Origin of the sequence: Microbacterium sp. 77mftsu3.1 (assembly GCF_900100525.1) — a bacterium.
Taxonomy (GTDB): domain Bacteria; phylum Actinomycetota; class Actinomycetes; order Actinomycetales; family Microbacteriaceae; genus Microbacterium; species Microbacterium aquilitoris.
Genome location: NZ_FNCR01000002.1, coordinates 339,413 through 362,014 on the forward strand (window position 1 = coordinate 339,413; position 22,602 = coordinate 362,014).

The window sequence follows — 22,602 nt, forward strand, 5'->3', positions numbered from 1 at the left end:
TAGCTTCGACGCACATGAGAGCTCCATGGGGTGTGGCGACGGTCCTGACCGCGGTCTGCGTGACTCTGCTCGCCGGATGCGCGCCCGTCGCGGAGAAGTCGCTCGGGATCACGGCGGACGACGTCGCCTTCGTCGAGTACTACGAGTACCCGTGGGGCGACGTACCCGACACGATCGACAGGTTGACTCTCGATGTTCCTGAGGTCCTGAGCGAGTTCGTGCGCGGGTACTCCGACATGCCGGTGACCGACGCCTCTCCGTCTGATCTGAACGACCTCGCCGATGGGCAGACGCAGTCGACTCGGTTCGTGTTGACGGACGGGCGGAAGATCGAGATCACTGCTGTCTGGCTCGGGCCGGCAGACGTCATCGTGCTGTGGCCGGATGGGGCCGTGTCGAAGACCGAGTGGGGTTCTCCGGAACTATTCGACGCGTACGACAGTGTCGGGACCGTCGACGAGGTGGATGCCGCGGAGCGGCCGGCAGCTACCTTGGGGCGATGAGCCCCGCATCCGCCGATCCCGGGCCTCAGCGGGACCGCGAGCGGCTGGAAGAGATCCGAATGGAGCTCATCGAAGTGTCGCGTCTGTCCCTCGGGTACAACTACGCCAACTTCGAGCACCGCGACCGGCTGGAGCGGGAGGCCGCAGAGATACGAGAGCGGCTCGGCGTCGAGGACTCCCGACCGCCGCTCAGCACCGGGTCGACTCGGTTGGGCTGGACGGTGTTGACGCTCTCGGTCGTGGTCGTGGTGTTCACTCTCGCCGTCCTCGCGAACATCTAGGCGGCGGTCTCGTCACGACGCCATTCGACCCCTATGGTGACGCCATGGGAAGCATCCGCAGGCTTCGGCTCGTCCAGATCATCAGCCTGGTCGTGTGGATCGGATCGGTCGCCCTTTTCGCGAGTGGTGAGGGCCCGCTTCGTTCGCTCTGGATGGTGCTGTGGATCGTTGCGTTCGTCGTATTCCAGGTCGCCTTCTGGCGGTCGATGTGGCTGGTGAGCCAGCCGCGGATGCCGCGGGACGAGCCTGACGCCGACGCGGGCTGAACTCCGGTCTACGTCTGACAGCGCTTATCGGCGGGCCAGATGGCGACGCCCTTCCAGATGAGCCACGCACCGAACGCAGCGGCCCGGACGGTCAGAAGCCACACAGGACGCGGCACGAAAAGTGACAGTGGAGGGGCTGACGGGAATCGAACCCGCGCTATCTGCTTGGGAAGCAGATGTTCTGCCATTGAACTACAGCCCCAGTGCGCCCGGAGGCGCCCCGTAAGCCTAGCAAGGCTCGGGGACACTCGCCCGTCGCGGTGCTCAGGGGTTCGTCGGAGGCGCCGGCGGAGCCTGCGGAGGCGTCTGCGGCGGAACCGGCGGCTGAGTGGGGCGCGGCGGCTGACCCGCCTGCGGTGCCTGACCGGGGTAGGGCGGCTGAGCTCCCGGATGCTGAGCGCCAGGCTGTCCACCCCCGGGGTAGGGCGCGCCGGGGCGGGGAGCGAAGGTCATTCCGCTCTCCTGCATCGCGCGCAGCATCCCGTTCTTCACGGCGGTGCGCTGGATCAGGTAACCCACCCAGATCGCCAGGGCGAACGTTCCCACGTAGAGGACGACCGCCATGATGATCAGGCCGGCGCCGAGCCCCGCGTAACTTCCGTAGTTGTCCATGCCCGGCACTGTAGCGAGGGCTGCGTCGTCAGTCCCGCACCTTGACGGAGGCCAGAGCGACCAGCACGCCGAGCACCGCGACGAGCCCGGCCAACGCCACCCATCCCGCCGCGGTCCACGCGGCGGCGCCGACGGTGCCGAGCACACTCGAGCCGATGTAATACGCGACGCTGTAGAGCGCGACGGCGTGCTGCCGACCAGAGCCGCCGGCCCGCGCCGTCGCGGCGTTGGCCGTCGCGTGGGCGAGGAACATCCCGGCCGTGATGAGGAGGACGCCGACCACGATGACGGCCACCGGCGACGCCAGCGTGACGGCGGCGCCGACGGTCATCGCGGCCCCGCCGGCGACCAGCGGCATCCGGGTTCCGAAGCGCTGGACCAGCGCGCCCGACAGCCGCGAGGTCACCGTGCCCGACAGGTACGTCAGGAACACGAGAGAGACGGCCGTCGCCGACAGGAAGTACGGCGCCGCCTCGAGGCGGAAGCCCAGCGCGTTGAAGACGGCGACCATCGCCCCCACCACCATCGCGCCGATCGCGTACAGCGGCAGTGCGCGCACGTTGACGGCCTGCCGTCCGAGGATGCGCAGGCTGCGGCCGAACGGCACCGGCCGATGCTCCTCGGTCGGCGGCAGCAGCACCGCGAACAGTACGGTCAGCGCCGCCGCGAGGATGCCGAGCAGCTCCAGCGACAGCCGCCACCCGACGAGCTCGCCGACCGGGGCGGCGACGAGGCGTCCCGCGAGACCGCCCACGCTCGTCGCGGCGACGTACGCTCCTGCCGCGACCCCCGCGCGCTGCGGGCCGGCGGCCTCGTGAACGTAGGCGACCGCGAGAGCCGGGATGCCGCCGAGCGCGACGCCGAGCAGGAACCGTCCCGCGAGCAGCCCGGCGAACCCCGGCAGCAGAGGCGATGCGACGGCGATGACCGCCGCGGCCACGGCGGCGACGCGCAGCATCCGCCTGCGTCCGAACCGGTCGGCGACCAGCGCCCACGGCAGGATCGAGAGCGCGAGCCCGAGGGTCGCGGCCGACACGACCCACGACGCGTCGGCGGCGGTGAGCCGGTACGTCTCGGCGATGCCCGTCAGCAGGCCCTGCGGCGCGTAGAGCACCCCGAAGGTGGCGATCCCCGTCGTCCACATCGCGGCGCCGAGCCGGCGGGGCGACGCGGTGAGGGGAGGGATGCCGACGGTCGTCACCCGCTCCACGGTAGGCATGTGTCGCATGCGAATCCAATACCCGTACGCGTGGAGCGATAGCGTTCCTGCATGAGTCGTGATCGCCTGGCCGAGCTGCTGCCGCATCTTCCGCTGCTCGACGCGCTGGGAGACGACGAGCACGTCACCCGCGCGGCCGAGGCCCTCGGGGTGCCGCAGCCGACCGTGAGCCGTGCGCTCCGCCAGCTCGAGTCGCGGCTCGGCGTCGCCCTGGTCGCGCGGGATGGCCGCGGCATCCGACTCACCGACGCCGCGCGTCGGATGCTGCCCGGCGTGCGCGTCGCCCTCCGCGCCGCGCAGGATGCGCTCGACTCCCTCGACGACGCCCGGTCGACCGTCGGGCTCGCATTCCAGAACTCGCTCGGTGAGAACCTCGTCCCCCGGCTCGTCCGGCGGCTGCGCGAGGAGCGCCCCGACATCCGGGTCCAGCTCTGGCAGGGCGCGCGCGACGGGTGCCTGGCCGAACTCGACTCCGGACGGACCGACCTCGCGATCGTCTCGGGGGCCGCCGCGACGCATCCCTCCGGAGAAACGCTCCACCTCTACGACGAGCCGCTCGTGGTCGTCATCCCCGAGGGACACCGGCTCGCGACGGCCGCGCGGGTCACGCTCGCGGACGTCGTCGGCGAGACGCACGTCACGCTCAAGCCGGGGTACGGACTGCGCCGCACGCTCGAGCAGCTCTTCGCCGCCGAGGGCGTGCCGCTCGACATCGCCTTCGAGGGCGACGATCTGCGCACCCTGCACGGCCTCGTCGCCGCCGGGCTCGGCATCGCGATCGGCCCCGAGGTGCCGCATCCGCTCGACGGGTGCGTCCAGCGGCCGATCGACGATCCGCGCGCGGCGCGCGACATGGGCGTGGTCTTCCGGGCGGGCCCCCGCCCGCCTGCGGTCGACGACGTCATCGCCGTGCTCCGGGAGCTCACGCGGTTCTGATGCCCGGCAGAATCGAGGCATGCGCGCGATGGTGATGGAACAGATCGCAGGACCCCTCGTCGTCACCGAGGTCCCCGATCCGGTCGCGCCCGCGGGCGGCGCTGTCATCGAGGTCCACGCGACGGGGCTTTGCCGCAGCGACTGGCACGCCTGGGTCGGACACGACGACATCGCCCTGCCCCACATTCCCGGGCACGAACTGGCGGGCGTCGTCGTCGAGGTCGGCGCGGGCGTCGAGAAGTGGGCGGTCGGCGACCGGGTGACGGTGCCGTTCGTCTGCGGATGCGGCCGGTGCGAGTGGTGCCGCAGTGGCAACGCGCAGGTCTGCCCCGACCAGCAGCAGCCCGGCTTCACCCACTGGGGATCGTTCGCCGAGCGGGTCGCCCTCCACGCCGCCGACCGTAACCTCGTCGCCGTGCCGGAGTCGATCTCGTTCTCCGCTGCCGCCGCACTCGGATGCCGCTTCGCCACCGCCTACCGCGCGCTCACCGCCCGAGCGCGGCTGACCGCCGGGGAGTGGGTCGTGATCGTCGGTGCCGGCGGGGTCGGCCTCAGCGCCGTCATGATCGCGAAGGCGCTCGGCGCGAAGGTCATCGCGGTCGACCGGTCGACCGCGGCGCTCGACGTCGCCCGCACGCTCGGCGCGGACGAGGCCATCGTCGCGGACGGGCGTGACGTGCCCGAGGCCGTCCACGCGGTCACGGGCGGCGGGGCCCACGTCTCGGTCGACGCCGTCGGCAGCGAACAGACCTGCGCGGATGCCATCCACAGCCTGCGCCGCCGGGGGCGGCACGTGCAGGTCGGGCTGCTGCCCTCGGCATCCGGCCTCACCCCTGCACCGCTGGCACGGGCCATCGCGTGGGAGCTCGACCTGCTCGGCAGTCACGGCATGGCGGCCGAGGACTACCCCGGGATGCTGGAGCTCATCGCCCGCGGCACGCTCCGCCCGCAGGACCTCATCGAGCGGACCGTGTCGCTCGAGCAGGCCGCCGAGCTGCTGCCGGTCATGGACTTGGCCTCGCCGGCGGGGATGACGATGATCGACCCGCGGCTCACGCCTTCGGCTTGAGCAGAGCGCCCAGTGCGACGCGCATCGCGGCGACGGGGTCCGTGCCGTCGGCGAGCCACCGCACCTGGATGCCCTCCCACGTGCCGATCACGAGGTCGGCGAGCATCGTCGCGTCGGCCGTCGTGGTCAGGCGTCCGGCCGCGCGGTCGTGCTCGATCGCGTCGCGGTAGTCGGGGATGACCGACGCGTAGCGCTGCCGCAGCCACTCGTGCGCCTCGTGGTCGGCGTGCGTCGCCTCGGCCTGGACGACCGTGAACATGCGCACGAGCTCGCGTCGGGCGATGTTCCGCTCGACGATCGCGAGCACCGTCGGGATGAAGCCGTCCCGCGCGGAGCGCTCGAGGAAGTCCGTGTCGGCGGCATCCTCCTGCGAGAGGACGGCCGCGAGCAGCGACACCTTCGTGGGGAAGTGGTGCATGACGGTCGTGAGGCCGAGGTCCAGCTGCTTCGCGATCTGGCGCAGCGACCCGCCCCGGTACCCGTGCGTGCCGAAGACGGCCGTCGCGGTCGCGATGATCTCGCTGCGCCGCGCGGCGGACTTCGCGTACGGTCCGCGGGCCGGTGCATCGGTCATAGTCGAACAGTAGATCACGTGAAACCGTGCACCTGCACGTTTTTGGGCTAGCGTGGTCGCGTGCAGAACTATCGCTGGGTGAAGGACGGCTCGCAGGAGCCCGGGACCATGCGCTACGGCGCCGACTACAACCCCGAGCAGTGGCCTCGCGAGGTGTGGGACGACGACATCCGTCTCATGCGCGAGGCGGGCGTCAACATCGTCTCGCTCGGCATCTTCTCGTGGGGCCTGCTCGAACCGCGTCCCGGCGAGTTCGACTTCGCGTGGCTCGACGAGATCATCGAGCTGCTGCACGCGAACGGCATCGACGTCGACCTGGCCACCGCGACCGCGTCGCCGCCGTCGTGGATGGCCCGGCGGCATCCCGAGATCCTGCCGCAGACCGTCGACGGCACGATCCTCTGGCCCGGCGCCCGCCAGCACTGGCGGCCGACGTCGCCGATCTTCCGCGAGTACGCCCTGCGTCTCGTGCGCGCGCTCGCCGAGCGGTACGGCGACCACCCCGCCGTCGTCGCGTGGCACATCTCCAATGAGCTCGGATGCCACAACCTCTACGACTACTCCGATGACGCGGCGCAGGCGTTCCGCGTGTGGCTCGAGGCCCGCTACGGAACGATCGAGGCCCTCAACGACGCGTGGGGCACGGCGTTCTGGTCGCAGCACTACGAGGAGTGGGACGAGATCCTGCCGCCGCGATCGGCGCCCACGATCCGCAACCCCGGGCAGCAGCTCGACTTCGAGCGGTTCTCGTCGGATGCCGTCCGCGACCACCTGCGCGCCGAGGCGGCCGTGCTCGACGAGGTGACCCCCGGCATCCCGCGGACGACGAACTTCATGGTCGCCCAGAACGTCCGCGACATCGACTACCCGTCGTGGGTGGACGACGTCGACTTCGTCTCGAACGACCACTACCTGCGCCCCGGCGAGTTCGGCCGCGACGACCTCTCGTTCTGGGCGAACCTGACCGGCAACATCGCCGGCGGGCGCCCCTGGTTCCTCATGGAGCACGCGACGAGCGCCGTGAACTGGCGCGAGGTCAACACGCCCAAGCGCTCCGGCGAGCTCGTGCGCGACGCCCTCACGCACGTCGGCCACGGCGCCGACGCGGTCTGCTACTTCCAGTGGCGACAGTCGCGCGCCGGCGGCGAGCGCTACCACTCCGGCATGGTGCCCCACGCGGGCGAGAACAGCCGCGTGTTCCGCGACGTCGTCACTCTCGGCGGGGCGCTCCGCGACCTGTCGCCCGTCACCGGATCGCGTCGCGAGAAGGCGCGCGTCGCGATCGTCGTCGACTACGAGTCGTGGTGGGTGAGCGGGCGCGACGCGCACCCGTCGGACTCGCCCGCCTACGACGACGAGACCCTCGCCTGGTACCGCGCGCTGCTCGACCTCGGCGTCCGCGCCGACGTCATCCCCGTCGGTGCGGCCTTCGACGGGTACGAGGTCCTTATCGCCCCGATGCTGCACGTCGTGCCCGACGCCCTGCGGTCGCGTCTCGAGGCGTACACGGATGCCGGTGGCCACCTCATCACGACGTACTTCTCGGGCATCGTCGACGAGAACGACCGCGTCTGGCTCGGCGGCTACCCCGGCGCACTGCGCGAGCTGCTCGGCGTCATGGTCGAGGAGTTCGTGCCGCTGCTGCCCGACGAGCGCATCGCCCTCGCCTCGGGAGCCGTCGCGCACGGCTGGACCGAGCGGATCGTGCACGTCGGCGACGACGTCGAGGTGCTCGACACCTACGCCGACGGCGACCTCGCCGGTGAGCCCGCGGTGACCCGGCGGAGCCTGCGCGCGGGCGGGTCGGCGACGTACGTGTCGGCCGACATCGGCCGCGACGGCGTCCGCGCGGTGCTCGCAGGGCTGGGGCTGGACGCCCTCGCCGGCGACCCGCGGTCGGCGGACGGCCGGCTCGACGTCATCGAGCGCGGCGACGGCGAGGCTCGGTACGTCTTCCTCTCGAACCGCACCGACGACGAGGTCTCGGCGCCGGTGGCCGGCGACGTGCTCGTCGGTGTGGAGGCGGCATCCGGTGTCGTTACGGTGCCGCCGCGGGGTGTGGTGGTCGTCCGCGTCGCGCGCTGAGGGTGCGATGCGCCGGGTGGCTGGCCGCGTGCTGCCTTCGGCGGCCAGTAGGCTGGCCGCGTGCTGCTCAGCGACCGCGACATCCGAGGCGAGATCGACGGAGGCCGCATCGGCCTCGACCCGTGGGACCCGGCGATGGTCCAGCCATCGAGTGTCGACGTGCGGCTCGACCGGTACTTCCGGCTGTTCGACAACCACAAGTACCCGTTCATCGATCCGTCCGAGGATCAGCCCGAGCTGACGCGCCTCATCGAGGTCGCGCCCGACGAGCCGTTCATCCTGCACCCGGGTGAGTTCGCGCTCGGCGCGACGTTCGAGCAGATCACGCTGCCCGATGACGTCGCCGCGCGCCTCGAGGGCAAGAGCTCCCTCGGTCGCCTGGGTCTCATCACTCATTCGACGGCGGGCTTCATCGATCCTGGCTTCTCGGGTCACGTGACGCTCGAGCTCGCCAACGTCGCGACGCTGCCGATCAAGCTGTGGCCGGGTATGAAGATCGGGCAGTTCTGCTTCTTCCGCCTGAGCTCACCGGCCGAGAACCCCTACGGCACCGGTTCGTACAAGAACCGTTATCAGGGGCAGCGGGGGCCGACGGCATCCCGCTCGTTCCAGAACTTCCACCGCACCGACGTCGGGACGACCGACGCCGGTGCGAAGGGGAACTGATCGCGTTCAGTCGCGCTGCGCCTGCTCGTAGCCGCGGCTGAAGCCGCGCTCGAAGGCCTCGGCGACGGCGGGGTGCGGCGCGAAACCGCGGCGCTCGCCGTGGCCGTGGCCGCAGTCGCGACCGTGTTCGCCGTGCCCGTGCCCGCCATGGCTGTGCCGCGGGCCGAACCCGTGTCCGTGCCCGAACCCGTGCCGCGGGCCGAACCCGCCGCGCGGGCCGAAGCCGCCGTGCCGGTGGCCGCGCCCGGGGCGGGGCGGCATCGGCTGCGATTCGTCCCAGCCGAGTTCCCGCGCGATCGCGTCGAGCGAACGCAGCAGAGTGTCGTAGTCGTCCTCGGGGACGGCGGTCGAGATGCGGGCCTGGAGGTCCGCTCCGTCCGACGCCGTTTCGTCGTGGAGCTCGCGCGCCAGCAGGCGGTGGACGAGCTTGAGTCGGAATCCGAGGGTGCCGTTGATCGAGGTGTTCATGGTTGTCCTTCCGAGACGTCCTGTCATCGGCGGACTGTCCGCGATGACCATTGCATGTCACTGTGCAAGTACATGCAGTGTGACATGTATCGGGTTGCATGTCAAGTGACATGGATGCCGCGCCGAGCGGTATCGTCGAGGGGTGACCGATCCCACCGGCGACCTCGACGCGCTCCTCGCCGCCTTCGCGCAGATGCGCGGCCGCGGTCCGCACCGCCACCACCCCGGCGGACCCCACGCGCACGGCCCGCACTCCGACGGCGGCGGCCCGCCCTGGATGCGGGGGGAGCGCGGGTTCGGTCCCGGTGCGCGCCTCGCCGGCGCCCCTGCCCGCATCCGGTTGCTCGACGCCCTGGTGCACGCGGAGAACCCCCTCTCGGTGAGCGAGATCGCCGAGGCGATCGGCGTCGACCAGCCACGGGCGTCGCGGCTCGTGCAGCAGGCGGTCGAGCTCGGCTTCGCCGCGCGCGAGGCCGATCCCGACGACGCTCGGCGCACCCGCATCGCGCTGACCGCCGAGGGGCGGCGCCGCGCGGGCGATTTCCGGGGTGAGCGCCGCGAGCGGCTGTCGCGGGCGCTGGCCGACTTCACGGCCGAGGAGCGCGCGGAGCTCGTCCGCCTACTCGGCAAGCTCGCGGCATCCTGGCCCCGCGAATGAGGCGCTAACCCGGCGCGCCTCGCCCGCGCAAGGAGATGAACGGATCCGCGTCGGATGCCACCCTGGAGTGGTGAGTACCGAGCAGCAGTCCTCCCCGAGCGCCGATGCCGAGTCGGGCGCAGCCCTGGTCGTCCCCAACGAGAACGGCAAGGGGACGAGCCCCGCAGCCTTCACCCGGGCGATCGCCCCATGGGTGTTCTGGCCGGCCGCGGTCCTGATCGTCGGCTTCAGCCTGTTCGCCATTCTGCTTCCCGCGCAGGCCGAGGCGTTCTTCGGCGGGGTGCAGACGACGATCGTCAACGCGTTCAACTGGTACTACGTGCTCATCGCCGCGTTCTTCGTCGCCTTCGCCATCTTCATCGGCTTCAGCCGGTTCGGTGACATCAAGCTCGGCCGCGACGACGACGAACCCGAGTTCTCAACCGGGGCATGGTTCTCCCTCCTCTTCGCCGCGGGCATGGGCATCGGTCTGGTCTTCTACGGCGTGAGCGAGCCGCTCAGCCACTTCGTCACTCCGCGCCCCGGGGTCGAGGGCAACAGCGCCCAGCTCGCGAGCGCGGCACTCACCCAGACCTACCTCCACTGGGGCGTGCAGGCATGGGCGATGTACGTCGTGGTCGGCGTGGCGCTCGCCTACGCGATCCACCGCCGCAAGCGCCCCATCTCGATCCGCTGGGCGCTCGAGCCGCTGCTCGGCAAGCGGGTCCACGGCGCCGCCGGCAACGTCATCGACGCGGTCGCCCTCGTCGGGACCCTCTTCGGCGTCGCCACCTCCCTCGGGCTGGGTGTGACGCAGATCGGATCCGGGTTGACGGCGGCAGGGATGCCGGAGCTCAACGAGTTCACCGAGATCATCCTCATCTTCGTCATCTCGCTCTTCGTCCTCATGTCCGTCATCTCGGGTGTCACCAAGGGCATGAAGTGGCTCTCGAGCCTCAACCTCATCCTCGCGGGCCTCCTCCTGCTCTTCCTGCTGTTCTTCGGCAGCACCGAGTACCTGCTGCGCGAATGGGTGCAGTCGATCGGCGCCTACATCCAGAACTTCGTCGGGCTCTCGTTCACCGTCAGCGCCTTCCAGGGAACGGAAGGCGAGGAATGGCAGGCGGCGTGGACCTCGTTCTACTGGGGCTGGTGGATCTCGTGGGCCCCCTTCGTGGGCATCTTCATCGCTCGCGTGAGTAAGGGGCGCACGGTCCGTCAGTTCGTCGCCGGCGTCCTGCTCGTCCCGACGCTGGTCGGTGTGATCTGGTTCGCCGTCCTCGGCGGTTCCGCGATCCTGAAGGAGACGACGGACCCCGGTTCGATGCTCGGCGCCGACGGCAAGGTCGACCTGCAGGGCGCGCTGTTCCAGCTGTTCTCGTACCTGCCCGGTGGCGCCGTCCTCACCATCGGAGCCATCGTCCTCATCGCCGTCTTCTTCGTGACCTCGGCTGACTCGGGTGCGCTCGTCATGGGCATGATCGCCTCCGGCGGCAACCCCGAACCGAAGCGCTGGGTGCGCGTGTTCTTCGTCGCCCTGACCGCGGTCCTGGCCAGTGCGCTCCTGCTCGCGGGCGGCCTCGAGGCGCTGCAGACGGCCGCGATCCTCATCGCCCTGCCGTTCTCGGTCGTCATGCTGCTGATGTGCTGGTCGACCGTCCTTGCCTTCCAGCGGGAGCGAGCGGCGTATGCGCGCGCGGAACGGCGACGGTTCGTCGCCGACATCGGCGACCACTACGGTCTCGAGGTCGAGGAGCCCAACGAGCGCGGACTGAGCCTCCCCGCCTTCGTGCGGCGTGCGATCCCCACGCGGGCACCCCGGGGCGGTTCTGAGAAGCCGCCGGAGCGGGCCGACTGACCCGCCCCGGCGGACCTCAGGCGGTCTCGAACAGGAGTGCGAACGACGCGTCGCGGGCCGGCAGGCGGTGACGCGGCAGCACGCCGGGGCCGCACGTCGCCGTCCCGACGCCGGACTGCGCGATGTCGATCGACACGTGAGTCGCGGTCGGCGTCGGCAGGAGCGACGCGTGCGACGTCGTGCTGAGGGTCATCCGGTCCCACGGTGACACGGTCAGGGCGACGCCCGCGTCGATGGCCTCGCCGCCCACGACGCTCACGCGCACGCCTCCCTCGGTGGTGCGGATGACGGCGGTCCGCACACCGCGTCGCGATCCGCTCTCCTGCGGCCGCACGTGCGGGGTGACGAGGTCGTCCGCGTCGGCCTCGAACCAGCCGAACTGCACGCCCGACGCGGTGTCGGGGTAGCTCGGACCAGGGCCGTACCCGGCGAACTCCATGCCGACGGGCGCCCCCGCGAACGTCACGTCGATGCCGAGTCGGGCCCAGTCGACGGTCCACGAGAAGGGCGCCTTCTCGATCCAGGAGTTGTCCCACGAGCCGATGCTGCGCAGGTCCAGCTCCAGCAGCAGCCCTTCGGGAACGGTCGACCAGCGCCACAGCGCGTCGACGCCGCTGTCGAACGAGGGCGCGCCGACGCGGGTGTCGGCGACGAGGGCCGCGGCATCCGAATCGACGCTCCGGACGCGGGTCTGCATCCGGTCGATGCGCGCAAGGGCCCAGCGCTCCGCCATCGGCGGGAGCGTCGGCTCGTCCCACCCGGGGAAGAGGTCGTTGTCGGTCGGTGCGCGCCAGATCCCGATGCCCGGTCCGTCGACGACGCCGAGCGAGCCGAGACGCAGGGGACGGCCGCGGCGATCGAACTCATCGGGCTCGGGCGCCGACGCCTGCCCCACGCGGGGAGTGCCGGCGGCGACGTGCTGACCGGTCGCGACGACGTGCCCGACCGACGCCCAGCTCGTCCCATCGCGCAGCACGGCGTCGACGGTGAGGACGTCGGCCACGGTCGAGCCCGACACGACGCGGGCCTCATCGGGGAGGGGCACCTCGGCTCGCTGGCGCGGTCCGACGGCAGGAACGGTCAGCTCGCCGTGCGCGACCGTCTCGCCGTCCACCTCGCGCCGCCACCGGAAGGCGAGGTGGTTCGTGTCGACGTGGTCGTAGCGGTTCTGCAGCCGGATGCGGCGACGCGCGGCATCCACCTCGATCACGACGGGGGCGATGATCGCGGCGTAGTCGACGAGCCCGGGGCGGACCTCCCGGTCGGCGCTGATGAGGCCGTCGATCACGAAGTTGTGGTCGTGGACCGATTCGCCGAAGTCGCCGCCGTAGCGGAAGGCCCGGCGGCCGTGCTCGTCCTCGACGGCGATGGCGTGCTCGATCCACTCCCAGATGAAGCCGCCCGCGAGGCGCGGGAAGCGCTCGTAGAGCTCCCAGTACTCCTTCACCCCGCCGGGGCTGTTGCCCATCGCGTGGCCGAACTCGCAGTGCACGAACGGCAGCGACCTGCGCCGCAGCTCGGCGGCGCCGATGTCGGCAGGCGCGATCTCGTCCGCCTCCTCGCCGATCTGCCGGACCTCGTCGTGCGAGGCGTACATGCGCGAGTACACGTCGGTGTCGCGGCTCGAGTGGTCGCCTTCGTAGTGGATGAGACGGGTGTCGTCGTTCTGGCGCACCCACCGCGCCATCGCGCGGATGTTGCAGCCGGCGCCCGACTCGTTGCCGAGCGACCACATGATCACGCTCGGGTGGGTGCGGTCGCGCGTGACCGTGCGACGGATGCGGTCGACGAAGGATGCCTCCCACGCCGGGTCGTCGCTCGGGTTGCCGCGCCACGACACGTACTCGTACTCGTGCGTCTCGAGGTCGCACTCGTCGATGACGTACAGGCCCAGCTCGTCGGCGAGGTCGAGCAGCTCCGCGTGCGGCGGGTAGTGGGACGTTCGGACCGCGTTGATGTTGTGCTGCTTCATCAGGACGAGGTCGCGGCGCGCCAGCTCGGTCGTGTGCACCCGTCCGCGGTCGGGATCGTGCTCGTGGCGGTTGACGCCGCGGAGCATGATCGGACGTCCGTTCAGTGTCAGCACGCCATCGTCGGCGCGGACGCGGCGGAAGCCGATGCGCACCGACACGGTCTCGGATGCCGTGGCGAGGGTCGCGGTGTAGAGGCGCGGCGTCTCGGCGGACCAGGGCTCGACCTCGCCTGCGTCGACCGTGCTGCGCCCGGCGCGGACCTCGGCGCGGAGGCCGAGCTCGCGGATCTCGAGAACGGCGTCGGCCGACGTGGTGACCTCGACCGCACCCCGCCCGGTCTCGTAGTCGAAGTCGCCCGTGACGACCGCGTCGTCGATGCCGCCGACGGGGCGGGCGAGCAGGGTGACGCTCCGGAAGATGCCCGGCAGCCACCACATGTCCTGGTTCTCGAGGTAGGTCCCGTCGGAGAACTGCGCGACGCGCACCGCGACGACGTCCCCGGTGCCGGTGAGGTGGTCGGTGACGTCGAACTCGTGCGTCAGGCGGCTGCCCCGGGTCGAGCCGAGGCGCGTGCCGTTCACGAAGACGTCGGCGGCCGACTCGATCCCGTCGAAGCGCAGGAGCACGCGGCCCCCGGCATCCGTCACCTGTCGGATCGCGTCGTCGACGTCGATGCGGCGCACGTAGTCGCCGACCGGGTTCTCGTCGGGCGGGTAGGGCGGGTCGATCGGGAAGGGGAACTGCACGTTCGAGTAGGCCGGGGTGCCGAACCCGCTCATGTTCCAGTGTGCGGGGACGGCGATCTCGTCCCACCCGTCCGTGTCACCGGCGGTCCAGTCGTCGTGCGGTGCGAGCGCGGGGGACGGCGAGAGACGGAACCGCCAGCGGCCGTCGAGCGACTGGGTCGGAGCGTCGGACGTCAGGCGCGTGCGGGGAGCGATCGATCCCTCACCGGGCCCGATGCGGGCGACGTCGAAGACGGGCGCGCTCATCGGGCGGCCTCGACGGGGAGCGATGCGGGGCTGAGGCGCGAGGCTGCTGCGGCGTCGAGGACCAGCGTCACGCGACCGTGGCGTTGCAGGAAGGATGCCGGGAGCTCCGCGGTCTGCGGCCCCTCGACGGCCCGCGCCACGGCATCGGCCTTCGACTCGCCCCATGCGATCAGGACGATCTCGCGCGCGTCGAGGATCGTGCCGATGCCTTGCGTCAGCGCTCGCGTCGGGACGAGCCCGGCGTCGCCGTCGAAGAAGCGGCTGTTGTCGGCGACGGTGCGCGGAGCCAGGTCGACGACCCGTGTGCGGGAGTCGACGGCGGAGCCAGGCTCGTTGAACCCGATGTGGCCGTTCGCGCCGATGCCGAGGATCTGCAGGTCGACGCCGGCGGCGCCTGCGATCGCCGCCTCGTACCGTGCGGCGGCCGCGGCGGGATCGGCCGCGGCGCCTTCGGGGACGTGCACGCGGGCGGGATCGAGGCCGAGCGGCCCGGTCACCTCGCGCGCGATGACGGCGTGGTAGCTCTCGGGGTGGTCGACCGGCAGGCCGACGTACTCGTCGAGCGCGAACGCCGCCGCCCGCGAGAGGTCGAGACCCGCCTGCACGCGGTCGGCGAGCGCGCGGTAGAGCGGCTGCGGGCTCGACCCGGTCGCGACGCCGAGGACGGGAGCGGGTCGGTCGCCGACGGACGAGGCGATGATCGCGGCGGCGATCTCGCCGGCGCCGGCGGCATCGGGGGAGAGCAGGATCCTCACGAGAGCACCTTTCGGGGGGAGGGGGCGTCGGAGTGGGCGAGCGCGAGCGCGAGCGCGCCCGCGACGGGGGGTTCGTCGAGGACGTGCAGACGCAGGGCCTCGTCGTGGCGCTGCAGGTCGGCCCGCAGCAGCTCGGCGAGCAGGGGTTGCGCGGTCATGACGCCGCCCGCGGCGATGACGTCGGTGCCCTGCGCGCCACGGCCGCGGACCGCCGTGACAGCGTCGGCGAGATGGGTGGCGGATGCCGCGATCACTCCGTGCGCGATCGTCGATCCGGCGGCAGCCGCGTCGAAGACCTGCGGAGCGAAGCCGCCCCACGAGGCCTCGCTCGCGCTCGCCTGGAAGCGCAGCGCGAGGTCGACGTGATCGAGGGCGTCGAAGGCGGCGAGGAAGCGCGCCGCGAGCGGGTCGCTCATCGCGCTCGCACCGTCGCGGTCGACGGCGCGGAGCAGGGCGACGGCAGCGCGCCGCGAGATCCCGGGCGCGCTCGCGTCGTCGGCGATGAGCCAGCCGTAGCCGTCGGCCGTCACGGGCTCCCCGTCGACGTCGAAGCCGACGATCGCCGAACCCGTCCCCGCGATGACGCAGACGGCCGCCTCGAGCCCCATGGCCGGGGCGAGAAGCACGGCGTCGTTGACGACCGCCACGACCCCCGGCATCCGCTCGCCGAGCAGAGCCGTGGCCTGGTGACGCTGCCGAGTGCTGTCGATGCCGTGGGCGCCGACGACGGTGACGGCAGGCGCGGCGCCGACCGTGTCGGTCACGAGCCGGGCGAGGCGGTCGAAGTTCTCGGCGTCGTCGAAGATCGCGCCGACGCGCCAGATTTCGCTCGGGACGATGCGGTCGACGACCTCGCCGTCCACGAGGGCGCGCAGCTGCGTCTTCGTGCCACCGACGTCGACACCGACGATCGCGTCGGGGGTCGGGTACCGGATCTCAGGCAAGGTAGACCGCCCCTTTCACATGGTCGATGGTGAGCTGGCCGATGCCGACGAGGGCCGCGTCCTCGCCGAGCGCCCCCACGACCAGCGCGGGAGGACGGGGGATGCGGCCGGCCAGTCTCGCCGCGACGCCCTCGATGAGTCGGTCGGTCCGTCGCGGCAGACGCCCGGCGAGGATCACGACTCGGCAGTCGAGGATCACGGTGAGCGCGGCGACCGACATCGCGATGTGGTCAAGCAGCCGCTCGGCGCGGGCGTCGTCGCCCCGGTCGAGGACGGCCATCGTCGAGGCGTCGTCGGCCGATGCGGCGCCGAGTGCGAGCACGCGCGTCTCGAGATCGCCGCCCGTGCCGTGGTCCTGCGCGAACGCCGTCGGGTCGGTGATGAGGTAGCCGATCTCGCCCGCGGCGGAGCCCGCTCCGCGCACGAGGCGGTCGCCCGAGACGATCCCGGCGCCGACGCCGATCCCGAAGACGAGAGCCGCGAGGTCTCCGGTGCCCTGCCCGGCGCCCCGGGTCCACTCGCCGATCGTGACGGCGTTGGCGTCGTTCTCGACGACGACGGGGAGTCCCGTGCGCCGGTGCATCAGATCGCGGACGGCGACGCCGTTCCAGTCGAGCTCGACCGAGTCGCTGACGGCGCCGTCGGTGCCGACGACACCCGGCACCGACACGCCGATGCCCTGCGCGGGCGTCCCGAGCTCGGCGGCCGTCCGGATGAGCCTGTCCGTGAGCCGGCCGATGCCCTCGAGTCGAGAGGATGCCGACGGCATCCCGTCCTCGCCGCGAAGGGATTCGCGGGCCTCGTGGCGGATGTCGCCGTTCAGGTCGATGAGCGCCCCGCGGGCGACGGTCGCGGTGACGTCGAGGGCGACGACGGTGCGCGCCTCGCCGAGGGGGCGGTACCGGTGCGTCGGGCGACCGACGCCGCTCGCGTCGCGCTCCACGGCGAGGAGCCCGTCGGCGACCATCCGGGCGCACAGGCGGTGGACCGTCGCCGAGGCGAGTCCGGTCGCCTCGATGAGTTCGGCGCGGGTGAGGGAGCCGCCGGCCTGCAGGGCGTCGAGGATCGCGGTGCGGTTGATGCGGGTGACGTCGGCGTTGGTCGCCGTTCCCCTGCTCGCTGCGCGTTCGCCGCTCATCATTCCCCTGACGCCCTTTTCGTCTTACTCTGAGATAAAAGCAGACGGATGCCGCTCCCGCAAGACCACCGGCACCGTCCCCGACATCGGAGCAGCCGTGGCCCCCATCCTTTCCCCGTCCACCGAGTCCCTCCGCGCGGCGGGACGGTTCGGTCTCGGTGCTGCGCCCCTTGGCAACCTGTTCCAGGAGATCGACGACGCCGAGGCCACGGCGATCGTCGACGGCGTCTGGGACAGCGGCATCCGCGTCTTCGACACCGCTCCCCACTACGGACTCGGCCTCAGCGAACGACGCCTCGGCGCCGCGCTCGCCCACCGACCGCGCGACGAGTTCGTCCTCTCGACGAAGGTCGGACGGCTGCTCGAACCCGACCCGAGCGGTGCGGGGCGCCTCGACGACGAGGGGTTCGTGGTCGAGGCGACGACGCGGCGCAGGTGGGACTTCTCGGCCGACGGTGCGCGCCGCTCGCTCGAGTCCTCGCTCGAGCGGCTCGGGATGGACCGGGTCGACATCGTGCATCTGCACGATCCCGAAGGGCGCGTCGACGAGGCGATCGACGGAGCGCTCCCCGCGCTCGTCGCCCTCCGCGACGCGGGCGTCATCTCGGCCGTCGGCGTCGGGTCGAAGGACCCCGCCACCCTCACCCGCATCATCGAGACCGGCATGGTCGACGTCGCCATGGTCGCGGGGCGGTACACGCTGCTCGAGCAGCCCGCCGCCGTCGACGTCCTGCCCGCGGCGCTCGCGCACGGGGTCGCGGTGATCGCGGTCGGCGTCTACAACTCGGGGCTGCTCGCGACCCCGCATCCCGATCGCGCCGCCCCCTATGAATACGGCACGGCGCCCGAAGCCGTCTATCGTCGAGCTGTACGGCTCGCGGACGCGTGCGCGGCGCGCGGAGTGCCGTTGCCCGTCGCCGCCCTGCACTTCCCGTTGCGGCATCCTGCTGTGGTCAACGTGACGGTGGGGCTCGGCAAGGCATCGCACGTCGCGCAGACAGCCGGATACATGAACGAGCCGCCGACCGAGGACTTCTGGCGCGGCCTCGCAGAGGAGGGCCTGGTGCCCGAGGGAGAACGATGACAGAGCACGTCCTGTGGTACCGCCGACCCGCGGAGACCTGGAACGAGGCGCTGCCCCTCGGCAACGGTGCGCTGGGGGCGATGTGCTTCGGAGGTGCGACCGACGCCCTCCTGCGCCTGAACGACGAGACGCTCTGGTCGGGAAGCCCCGCGAGCGAGCTCGTCGCGCCCGTCGTCACGGCGGATGAGGCGCGCGACGCGCTCGCCGAGGCCCGCGCCGCCGTCGCCGACGGCCGTGAAGAGGATGCCGACCGTCACGTCCGCCGCCTGCAGCACCGCCACGCGCAGTCGTTCCTTCCGTTCGCCGACCTGCGCCTGCGCATCGACGGCGCGACCGCCGACCAGGTCGAGGACTACCGTCGCGAGCTCGACCTGGCGACGGCGACCCACGTCGCCGCCGGCACCCGCGCCGGCGCGGGGCTGAGCCACCGCACGTGGATCAGCGCCCCGCACGGCGTGCTCGTCCACGAGCTCGAGAGCGACGAGCCGATCGACGTCCGCGTCGAGCTCGAGACGCAGCTGCGCGAACTCGGCCGCGTCGAGATCGACACCGCCACCACGCTGCTCGTGCAGGCACCCTCCGACGTGACGCCCCCGCACGATGAGGTCGACGAACCCGTCGTGTACGAGGACGACGTCGCCTCGGTGCGGGGAGCCCTGCACGCGCGCATCGTCACCGACGGCACTCCCGTGCGCGGCGGACGCGTGTTGCGCGCGACCCGGGTGACCGTCGTCCTCGCGACCGCGACGACCTTCACCGGTATGGGACGGATGCCGGCAGGCACCGAGCGTGCCGCGGCCCGCCGCGCGACCGAACGCGTCGACACCGCGATCGCCGCGGGTCTCGACCAGGTGCGGGCGGCGCAGCTCGCCGACCACGCGAGGTTGTACGCCCGGGCGGAACTCGCGATCGGCGTCGCGCCGGACCCGGAGCGCGACACCGCCGAACGCCTGCGCGACCTCGCCGAGGACGGCGCGGTCGACATCGGCCGCGACCCGGGGCTCGCCGCCCTCCTGTTCCACTACGGCCGGTACCTGCTGATCTCGTCCTCGCGACCCGGGGGGCTGCCCGCGACCCTGCAGGGCATCTGGAACGAGGACCTCCGCCCCGACTGGAGCTCGAACTACACGACGAACATCAACGTCGAGATGAACTACTGGGGCGCCCACACCGCCAACCTCAGCGAGACGGAGGAGCCGCTCCTCGGCCTCATCGAGGCGCTCGCCGACAGTGGCGCCGAGACGGCGCGACGGCTGTACGACGCCCCCGGCTGGGTCGCCCACCACAACACGGATGCCTGGGGCTACACCCAACCCGTCGGTGACGGCGTGCACGACGCCGCCTGGGCGTTCTGGCCGATGGCGGGCTTCTGGCTCTGCCGGCACCTCGCCGAGCGCGACGCGTTCGGTGTCGCCGACGAGGCCGAGCGCCGCCGCGCGTTCCGTCTGCTGCGGGGGGCGACCGCCTTCGCCCTCGCCTGGATGACGCAGGCCGAGTCGGGCGCGCGCGGCACCGCGCTGTCGACGTCGCCCGAGAACACCTTCCGCACCCGCGACGGTGGTTCGGCTGCCGTCGCCGAGTCCGCCACCCTCGACATCGTGCTGCTGCGCGCGCACCTCGACGAGTTCCTGCGCCTCGCGCACCACCTCGGCCACGAGGACGATCCGCTCGTCGCCCAGGCGCAGGACGCCCGTGCCGGACTCCCCGAGATCCCGATCGAGGACGGCTCGATCGCCGAGTGGCCCGGCGGCCGCGAGGCCGTCGACCCCCATCACCGGCACCTGTCGCCGCTCGTGTTCGCCTACCCGGGGACCGAAGCCCTCACGCCCGAGCTCGGGGCCGCGGCATCCCTCTTCCTCGATCTCCGCGAGGACGAGTCCACCGGATGGTCGCTCGCCTGGAAGATCGCCCTCCGCGCCCGGCTCGGGCAGCCGGATCGCGTCGCGGACCTGCTCGCGCTCGTGTTCCGCGACATGTCGATCGACCGCGGCGACCAGTCCGGCGGTCTCTACGACAATCTCCTCGCTGCGCACCCGCCGTTCCAGATCGACGGCAACCTCGGGTACGTCGCCGGCCTCGCTGAGTGCCTCGTCCACTCGCACGGGGACGCGATCACGCTGCTGCCGTCGTGGCCGGTACCGCTCGGAGCCGGTTCCATGCGCGGTCTCGTGGCCCGTCCCGGTGTCGAGATCGACCTCGCGTGGGATGACACCGGGGCTGTGACCTCCGCCCGCGCCCGTGCGCGCGTCGCTTCGGCGCATGCCGCTCACACGTTCCGAGCGGGCGAGCGCGAGATCGAGGCGACGCTCGACGACGCGTGGAGCGTCCTCATCGGCGAGTGATCGGGTTCGCACAGCGCGTGTCGGGAATGCGCGCCTGGCGCATGCGTTCTCCCGACGTATGACACACGTAGGAATCATCGGAGCAGGTCACATCGGTTCGGCTGTCGCGCGCGGTCTCGTCGCGCAGGGGCACCAGGTCGCGATCAGCAACTCGCGCGGTCCCGAGACGCTCAGCGATCTCGTCGCCGAACTCGGTGAGAACGCTCAGGCCCTGACCGCGAAGGATGCCGCAGCCTTCGGCGAATGGGTCGTCGTCACGATCCCCCTGAAGGCGATCGACGGACTCCCCGTCGACGAGCTCGCCGGCAAGTTCGTCGTCGACACGAACAACTACTACTGGGAGCGCGACGGCCACATCGCCGAGCTCGACGAGAAGAAGACCACCACGTCGCGCATGCTGCAGGAGCGCCTGCCGCAGTCGACCGTCGTGAAGGGCTTCAACCACATTCCCGCCGCCGACATCCTCACCGACGGCGCCCCCGCCGGCACGCCCGGCCGCCGCGCGCTGGCGACCTCGAGCGACTCGGCCGACGCCGTCACCTTCATCACGAAGATCTACGACGACTTCGGCTTCGACACCGTCAACGTCGGCGGTCTCGACGAGAGCTGGCGTGTCGAGCGCGACCAGCCGGCCTACGTCGTGCGCCAGACCGCCGACGAGCTGCGCGAAAACCTCGCCCGCGCGGAGCGCTGAGCCCCGGCATCCCTCGTCGACCCGACGCGACCTGCGTCCATTCCCCGTGGATGGATGCCGGATGCGTCGGGTCGACGCGTTCGCGGGACCTGTCGCGGTCAGCGCATGTGCGCCGGCCGCGGCAGCTTCACGAAGAGCATGAGTACGAGGCCGACGACCAGCACGATCGCGATGCCGAGGATGCCCCAGTAGGTCGCACCGAAGACGGCGATGAACAGCGTCCACATGCCCGGAGCCAAGAAGCTGACGACGCGTCCGGTCGTCGCGTAGAGGCCGAACACCTCGCCCTGCATGTGCTCCGGCGTGACGCGGGCGAGGAGCGAGCGCGTCGAGGCCTGTGCAGGGCCGACGAAGGCGCAGAGCGCGAGCCCGAGGATCCAGAACGGGAGCTTGCCCGCGTCGTGCAGCAGGAACACTCCCAGCGCCGAGACGACGAGCCCCACGAGCGACGTGAGGATGATCGCGCGGGCGCCGTACCGATCGTCGAGGCGGCCGGCGAGGACCGTCGAGATACCAGCCACGAGGTTGGCGGCGATGCCGAAGAGGATGACTTCGTTCGGCGAGAACCCGAATGCCACGGCCGCGAGCACACCGCCGAAGGCGAAGACGCCGCCGAGGCCGTCACGGTAGACGGCGCTCGCGAGCAGGAACCACGCCGTCGGTCGGTGCGAGCGGAACAGGTCGCGGATCGAGCGGAAGAACGCCCGGAACCAGGCGGCGAATCCGAGCGGCGGCTCACCCGGGGGAGCCGGCGGCTCGGGGACGTTCCGGAAGAGCGGGATCGCGAAGACGATCGTCCATACCGCGCAGCCGGCCGCGATGAGGCGGTAGGCGAGGCCGCCCGACGTGTCGAGACCGAACCACTCGACGGCGTTGAGGACGACGACCGCGACGAGGGCGAGGATGCCGCCGATGTAGCCGAGTCCCCAGCCGAGCCCCGACACCTTGCCGACGGTCCGAGGCGTGGAGACGCTCACGAGCAGGGCGTTGTAGTTGACGCCGGCGATCTCGGACGCGACGGCACCGAGCGAGACGAGGATCGCGCCGAGCCAGAAGTACGACGGGTCGGCGAAGACGAAGAACAGGCTGAACTGCAGCAGCGCGAGGAGGGCGGTCGCGATGAGCAGCCACCGCTTCTTGCGGCCCTTGCGGTCGGCGACCTGTCCGAGGATCGGCGCGAGCAGCAGGATCGCCAGTCCCGCGATCGTCGACACGAGTCCGTAGCCGGTCGACAGGTCCGCCAGAGCCGACTCCTTGATCGGGTCGTCGTCGGCGAGGCGGGCGACGTTCTCGGGCAGGAACGTGTCGGACACGAGGTACAGCGAGACGAAGACGAAGGTCAGGATGACCGAGTTGAAGGGCTGCGTGGCCCAGTCCCACATCGCCCAGGACGCGACGTTCCTGCGAGGGACGGGACGCTCCTCGAGGTCCTGGAACATCACGGGGAGGGCGCCGCTGTCGGCGGTGGCGGGGATCTCGGGCGTCCCGCCGGTGGAACGCGTCATG

Annotated in this window: 21 protein-coding genes and 1 tRNA gene; 12 read left to right on the forward strand and 10 right to left on the reverse strand. The window is 71.6% G+C overall.

What is annotated here, in order from left to right; translation table 11 throughout:
- The first annotated feature begins 14 nt into the window (after positions 1–14).
- From BLR68_RS06645 to BLR68_RS06655, 3 genes are read left to right on the forward strand one after another with little or no spacing between them, the layout of a single operon-like run.
- Positions 15–503 carry a hypothetical protein gene (locus BLR68_RS06645; protein ID WP_256335335.1) on the forward strand — a complete coding sequence of 163 codons (489 nt, stop codon included), beginning with the start codon at positions 15–17 and terminating at the stop codon, positions 501–503.
- Complete coding sequence (locus tag BLR68_RS06650; protein WP_143015729.1) at positions 500–784, forward strand: hypothetical protein; 285 nt, start codon at positions 500–502, stop codon at positions 782–784. The genes BLR68_RS06645 and BLR68_RS06650 overlap by 4 nt, the downstream gene beginning before the upstream one ends.
- A 44-nt stretch (positions 785–828) precedes the next feature.
- Positions 829–1,050 (forward strand): hypothetical protein, encoded by a 222-nt coding sequence (locus BLR68_RS06655; RefSeq protein ID WP_018187617.1) that lies wholly within the window; start codon positions 829–831, stop codon positions 1,048–1,050.
- 128 nt (positions 1,051–1,178) lie between these two features.
- Here BLR68_RS06655 and BLR68_RS06660 read toward each other — a convergent pair.
- The 3 genes from BLR68_RS06660 to BLR68_RS06670 all read right to left on the reverse strand — a co-directional run bounded on the left by BLR68_RS06660 (position 1,179) and on the right by BLR68_RS06670 (position 2,881).
- Positions 1,179–1,252: transfer RNA gene (locus tag BLR68_RS06660), tRNA-Gly, on the reverse strand.
- Between the two features lie 62 nt (positions 1,253–1,314).
- Complete coding sequence (locus tag BLR68_RS06665) at positions 1,315–1,662, reverse strand: hypothetical protein (protein WP_018187616.1); 348 nt, start codon at positions 1,660–1,662, stop codon at positions 1,315–1,317.
- A gap of 28 nt (positions 1,663–1,690) precedes the next feature.
- Positions 1,691–2,881: an MFS transporter gene (locus tag BLR68_RS06670; RefSeq protein WP_256335336.1), complete on the reverse strand. Its 1,191-nt coding sequence runs from the start codon at positions 2,879–2,881 to the stop codon at positions 1,691–1,693.
- A 51-nt stretch (positions 2,882–2,932) separates the two neighbouring features.
- Here BLR68_RS06670 and BLR68_RS06675 point away from each other — a divergent pair, with 51 nt between their 5' ends.
- Entirely contained in the window at positions 2,933–3,817 is an 885-nt protein-coding gene (locus BLR68_RS06675; protein ID WP_018187614.1) for a LysR family transcriptional regulator, read from the forward strand.
- Positions 3,818–3,836: 19 nt separating this feature from the next.
- Positions 3,837–4,886 carry a zinc-binding dehydrogenase gene (locus BLR68_RS06680; protein ID WP_018187613.1) on the forward strand — a complete coding sequence of 350 codons (1,050 nt, stop codon included), beginning with the start codon at positions 3,837–3,839 and terminating at the stop codon, positions 4,884–4,886.
- On the opposite strand, the gene BLR68_RS06685 is transcribed toward BLR68_RS06680, so the two are convergent.
- Positions 4,870–5,460, reverse strand: a complete 591-nt coding sequence (locus tag BLR68_RS06685; protein ID WP_018187612.1) for a TetR/AcrR family transcriptional regulator — start codon at positions 5,458–5,460, stop codon at positions 4,870–4,872. The two genes, BLR68_RS06680 and BLR68_RS06685, sit on opposite strands and share 17 nt — an antisense overlap.
- Before the next feature lie 60 nt (positions 5,461–5,520).
- On the opposite strand from BLR68_RS06685, the gene BLR68_RS06690 reads away from it, so the two are divergent.
- Both BLR68_RS06690 and dcd read left to right on the forward strand, forming a co-directional pair.
- Positions 5,521–7,545, forward strand: a complete 2,025-nt coding sequence (locus BLR68_RS06690) for a beta-galactosidase (RefSeq protein ID WP_018187611.1) — start codon at positions 5,521–5,523, stop codon at positions 7,543–7,545.
- Between the two features lie 60 nt (positions 7,546–7,605).
- Entirely contained in the window at positions 7,606–8,211 is a 606-nt protein-coding gene (gene dcd / locus BLR68_RS06695) for a dCTP deaminase (RefSeq protein WP_018187610.1), read from the forward strand.
- 6 nt (positions 8,212–8,217) lie between these two features.
- Here the strand turns inward: dcd and BLR68_RS06700 are convergent, their stop codons facing one another.
- Positions 8,218–8,679: a hypothetical protein gene (locus tag BLR68_RS06700; RefSeq protein ID WP_018187609.1), complete on the reverse strand. Its 462-nt coding sequence runs from the start codon at positions 8,677–8,679 to the stop codon at positions 8,218–8,220.
- A 142-nt stretch (positions 8,680–8,821) separates the two neighbouring features.
- Between BLR68_RS06700 and BLR68_RS18165 the strand changes: the two genes are divergently transcribed.
- Positions 8,822–9,337, forward strand: a complete 516-nt coding sequence (locus BLR68_RS18165; protein WP_018187608.1) for a MarR family winged helix-turn-helix transcriptional regulator — start codon at positions 8,822–8,824, stop codon at positions 9,335–9,337.
- A 67-nt stretch (positions 9,338–9,404) separates the two neighbouring features.
- On the forward strand, positions 9,405–11,174 hold the full coding sequence (locus BLR68_RS06710; RefSeq protein WP_018187607.1) for a BCCT family transporter: 1,770 nt from the start codon (positions 9,405–9,407) through the stop codon (positions 11,172–11,174).
- Between the two features lie 16 nt (positions 11,175–11,190).
- Here BLR68_RS06710 and BLR68_RS06715 read toward each other — a convergent pair whose 3' ends face one another.
- Genes BLR68_RS06715 through BLR68_RS06730 form a run of 4 tightly spaced genes read right to left on the reverse strand, consistent with a single transcriptional unit; the run spans position 11,191 to position 16,976 of the window.
- The gene (locus tag BLR68_RS06715) at positions 11,191–14,139 is read right to left on the reverse strand and encodes a glycoside hydrolase family 2 TIM barrel-domain containing protein (RefSeq protein ID WP_018187606.1); all 2,949 of its coding nucleotides are present in this window, start codon (positions 14,137–14,139) and stop codon (positions 11,191–11,193) included.
- Positions 14,136–14,894, reverse strand: a complete 759-nt coding sequence (locus BLR68_RS06720; protein WP_018187605.1) for a glucosamine-6-phosphate deaminase — start codon at positions 14,892–14,894, stop codon at positions 14,136–14,138. The genes BLR68_RS06715 and BLR68_RS06720 overlap by 4 nt, the downstream gene beginning before the upstream one ends.
- Entirely contained in the window at positions 14,891–15,838 is a 948-nt protein-coding gene (locus BLR68_RS06725) for an N-acetylglucosamine kinase (protein ID WP_018187604.1), read from the reverse strand. Before BLR68_RS06725 ends, BLR68_RS06720 begins: the two co-directional genes overlap by 4 nt.
- The gene (locus BLR68_RS06730) at positions 15,831–16,976 is read right to left on the reverse strand and encodes an ROK family transcriptional regulator (RefSeq protein WP_256335337.1); all 1,146 of its coding nucleotides are present in this window, start codon (positions 16,974–16,976) and stop codon (positions 15,831–15,833) included. Before BLR68_RS06730 ends, BLR68_RS06725 begins: the two co-directional genes overlap by 8 nt.
- A gap of 97 nt (positions 16,977–17,073) precedes the next feature.
- On the opposite strand from BLR68_RS06730, the gene BLR68_RS06735 reads away from it, so the two are divergent.
- Genes BLR68_RS06735 through BLR68_RS06745 form a run of 3 tightly spaced genes read left to right on the forward strand, consistent with a single transcriptional unit; the run spans position 17,074 to position 21,096 of the window.
- Complete coding sequence (locus BLR68_RS06735) at positions 17,074–18,060, forward strand: aldo/keto reductase (RefSeq protein ID WP_018187602.1); 987 nt, start codon at positions 17,074–17,076, stop codon at positions 18,058–18,060.
- Complete coding sequence (locus BLR68_RS06740; protein ID WP_018187601.1) at positions 18,057–20,402, forward strand: glycosyl hydrolase family 95 catalytic domain-containing protein; 2,346 nt, start codon at positions 18,057–18,059, stop codon at positions 20,400–20,402. Before BLR68_RS06735 ends, BLR68_RS06740 begins: the two co-directional genes overlap by 4 nt.
- 58 nt (positions 20,403–20,460) lie before the next feature.
- Positions 20,461–21,096, forward strand: coding sequence for an NADPH-dependent F420 reductase (locus BLR68_RS06745; RefSeq protein ID WP_018187600.1), 636 nt, complete (start codon positions 20,461–20,463; stop codon positions 21,094–21,096).
- A gap of 98 nt (positions 21,097–21,194) precedes the next feature.
- Here the strand turns inward: BLR68_RS06745 and BLR68_RS06750 are convergent, their stop codons facing one another.
- On the reverse strand, positions 21,195–22,601 hold the full coding sequence (locus tag BLR68_RS06750) for an MFS transporter (RefSeq protein WP_018187599.1): 1,407 nt from the start codon (positions 22,599–22,601) through the stop codon (positions 21,195–21,197).
- Between the last annotated feature and the right edge of the window lies 1 nt (position 22,602).

Excerpts from the sequence above, each read along its gene's own strand:
- BLR68_RS06745 (WP_018187600.1), top strand. The coding sequence starts at position 20,461 with ATGACACACGTAGGAATCATCGGAGCAGGTCACATCGGTTCGGCTGTC.
- BLR68_RS06675 (WP_018187614.1), top strand. The coding sequence starts at position 2,933 with ATGAGTCGTGATCGCCTGGCCGAGCTGCTGCCGCATCTTCCGCTGCTC.
- BLR68_RS06685 (WP_018187612.1), bottom strand. The coding sequence starts at position 5,460 with ATGACCGATGCACCGGCCCGCGGACCGTACGCGAAGTCCGCCGCGCGG.
- BLR68_RS06645 (WP_256335335.1), top strand. The coding sequence starts at position 15 with ATGAGAGCTCCATGGGGTGTGGCGACGGTCCTGACCGCGGTCTGCGTG.
- BLR68_RS06715 (WP_018187606.1), bottom strand. The coding sequence starts at position 14,139 with ATGAGCGCGCCCGTCTTCGACGTCGCCCGCATCGGGCCCGGTGAGGGA.
- BLR68_RS06680 (WP_018187613.1), top strand. The coding sequence starts at position 3,837 with ATGCGCGCGATGGTGATGGAACAGATCGCAGGACCCCTCGTCGTCACC.
- BLR68_RS06655 (WP_018187617.1), top strand. The coding sequence starts at position 829 with ATGGGAAGCATCCGCAGGCTTCGGCTCGTCCAGATCATCAGCCTGGTC.
- BLR68_RS06740 (WP_018187601.1), top strand. The coding sequence starts at position 18,057 with ATGACAGAGCACGTCCTGTGGTACCGCCGACCCGCGGAGACCTGGAAC.
- BLR68_RS06730 (WP_256335337.1), bottom strand. The coding sequence starts at position 16,976 with ATGAGCGGCGAACGCGCAGCGAGCAGGGGAACGGCGACCAACGCCGAC.
- BLR68_RS06750 (WP_018187599.1), bottom strand. The coding sequence starts at position 22,601 with ATGACGCGTTCCACCGGCGGGACGCCCGAGATCCCCGCCACCGCCGAC.
- BLR68_RS06700 (WP_018187609.1), bottom strand. The coding sequence starts at position 8,679 with ATGAACACCTCGATCAACGGCACCCTCGGATTCCGACTCAAGCTCGTC.
- BLR68_RS06650 (WP_143015729.1), top strand. The coding sequence starts at position 500 with ATGAGCCCCGCATCCGCCGATCCCGGGCCTCAGCGGGACCGCGAGCGG.
- BLR68_RS06665 (WP_018187616.1), bottom strand. The coding sequence starts at position 1,662 with ATGGACAACTACGGAAGTTACGCGGGGCTCGGCGCCGGCCTGATCATC.
- BLR68_RS06670 (WP_256335336.1), bottom strand. The coding sequence starts at position 2,881 with ATGCCTACCGTGGAGCGGGTGACGACCGTCGGCATCCCTCCCCTCACC.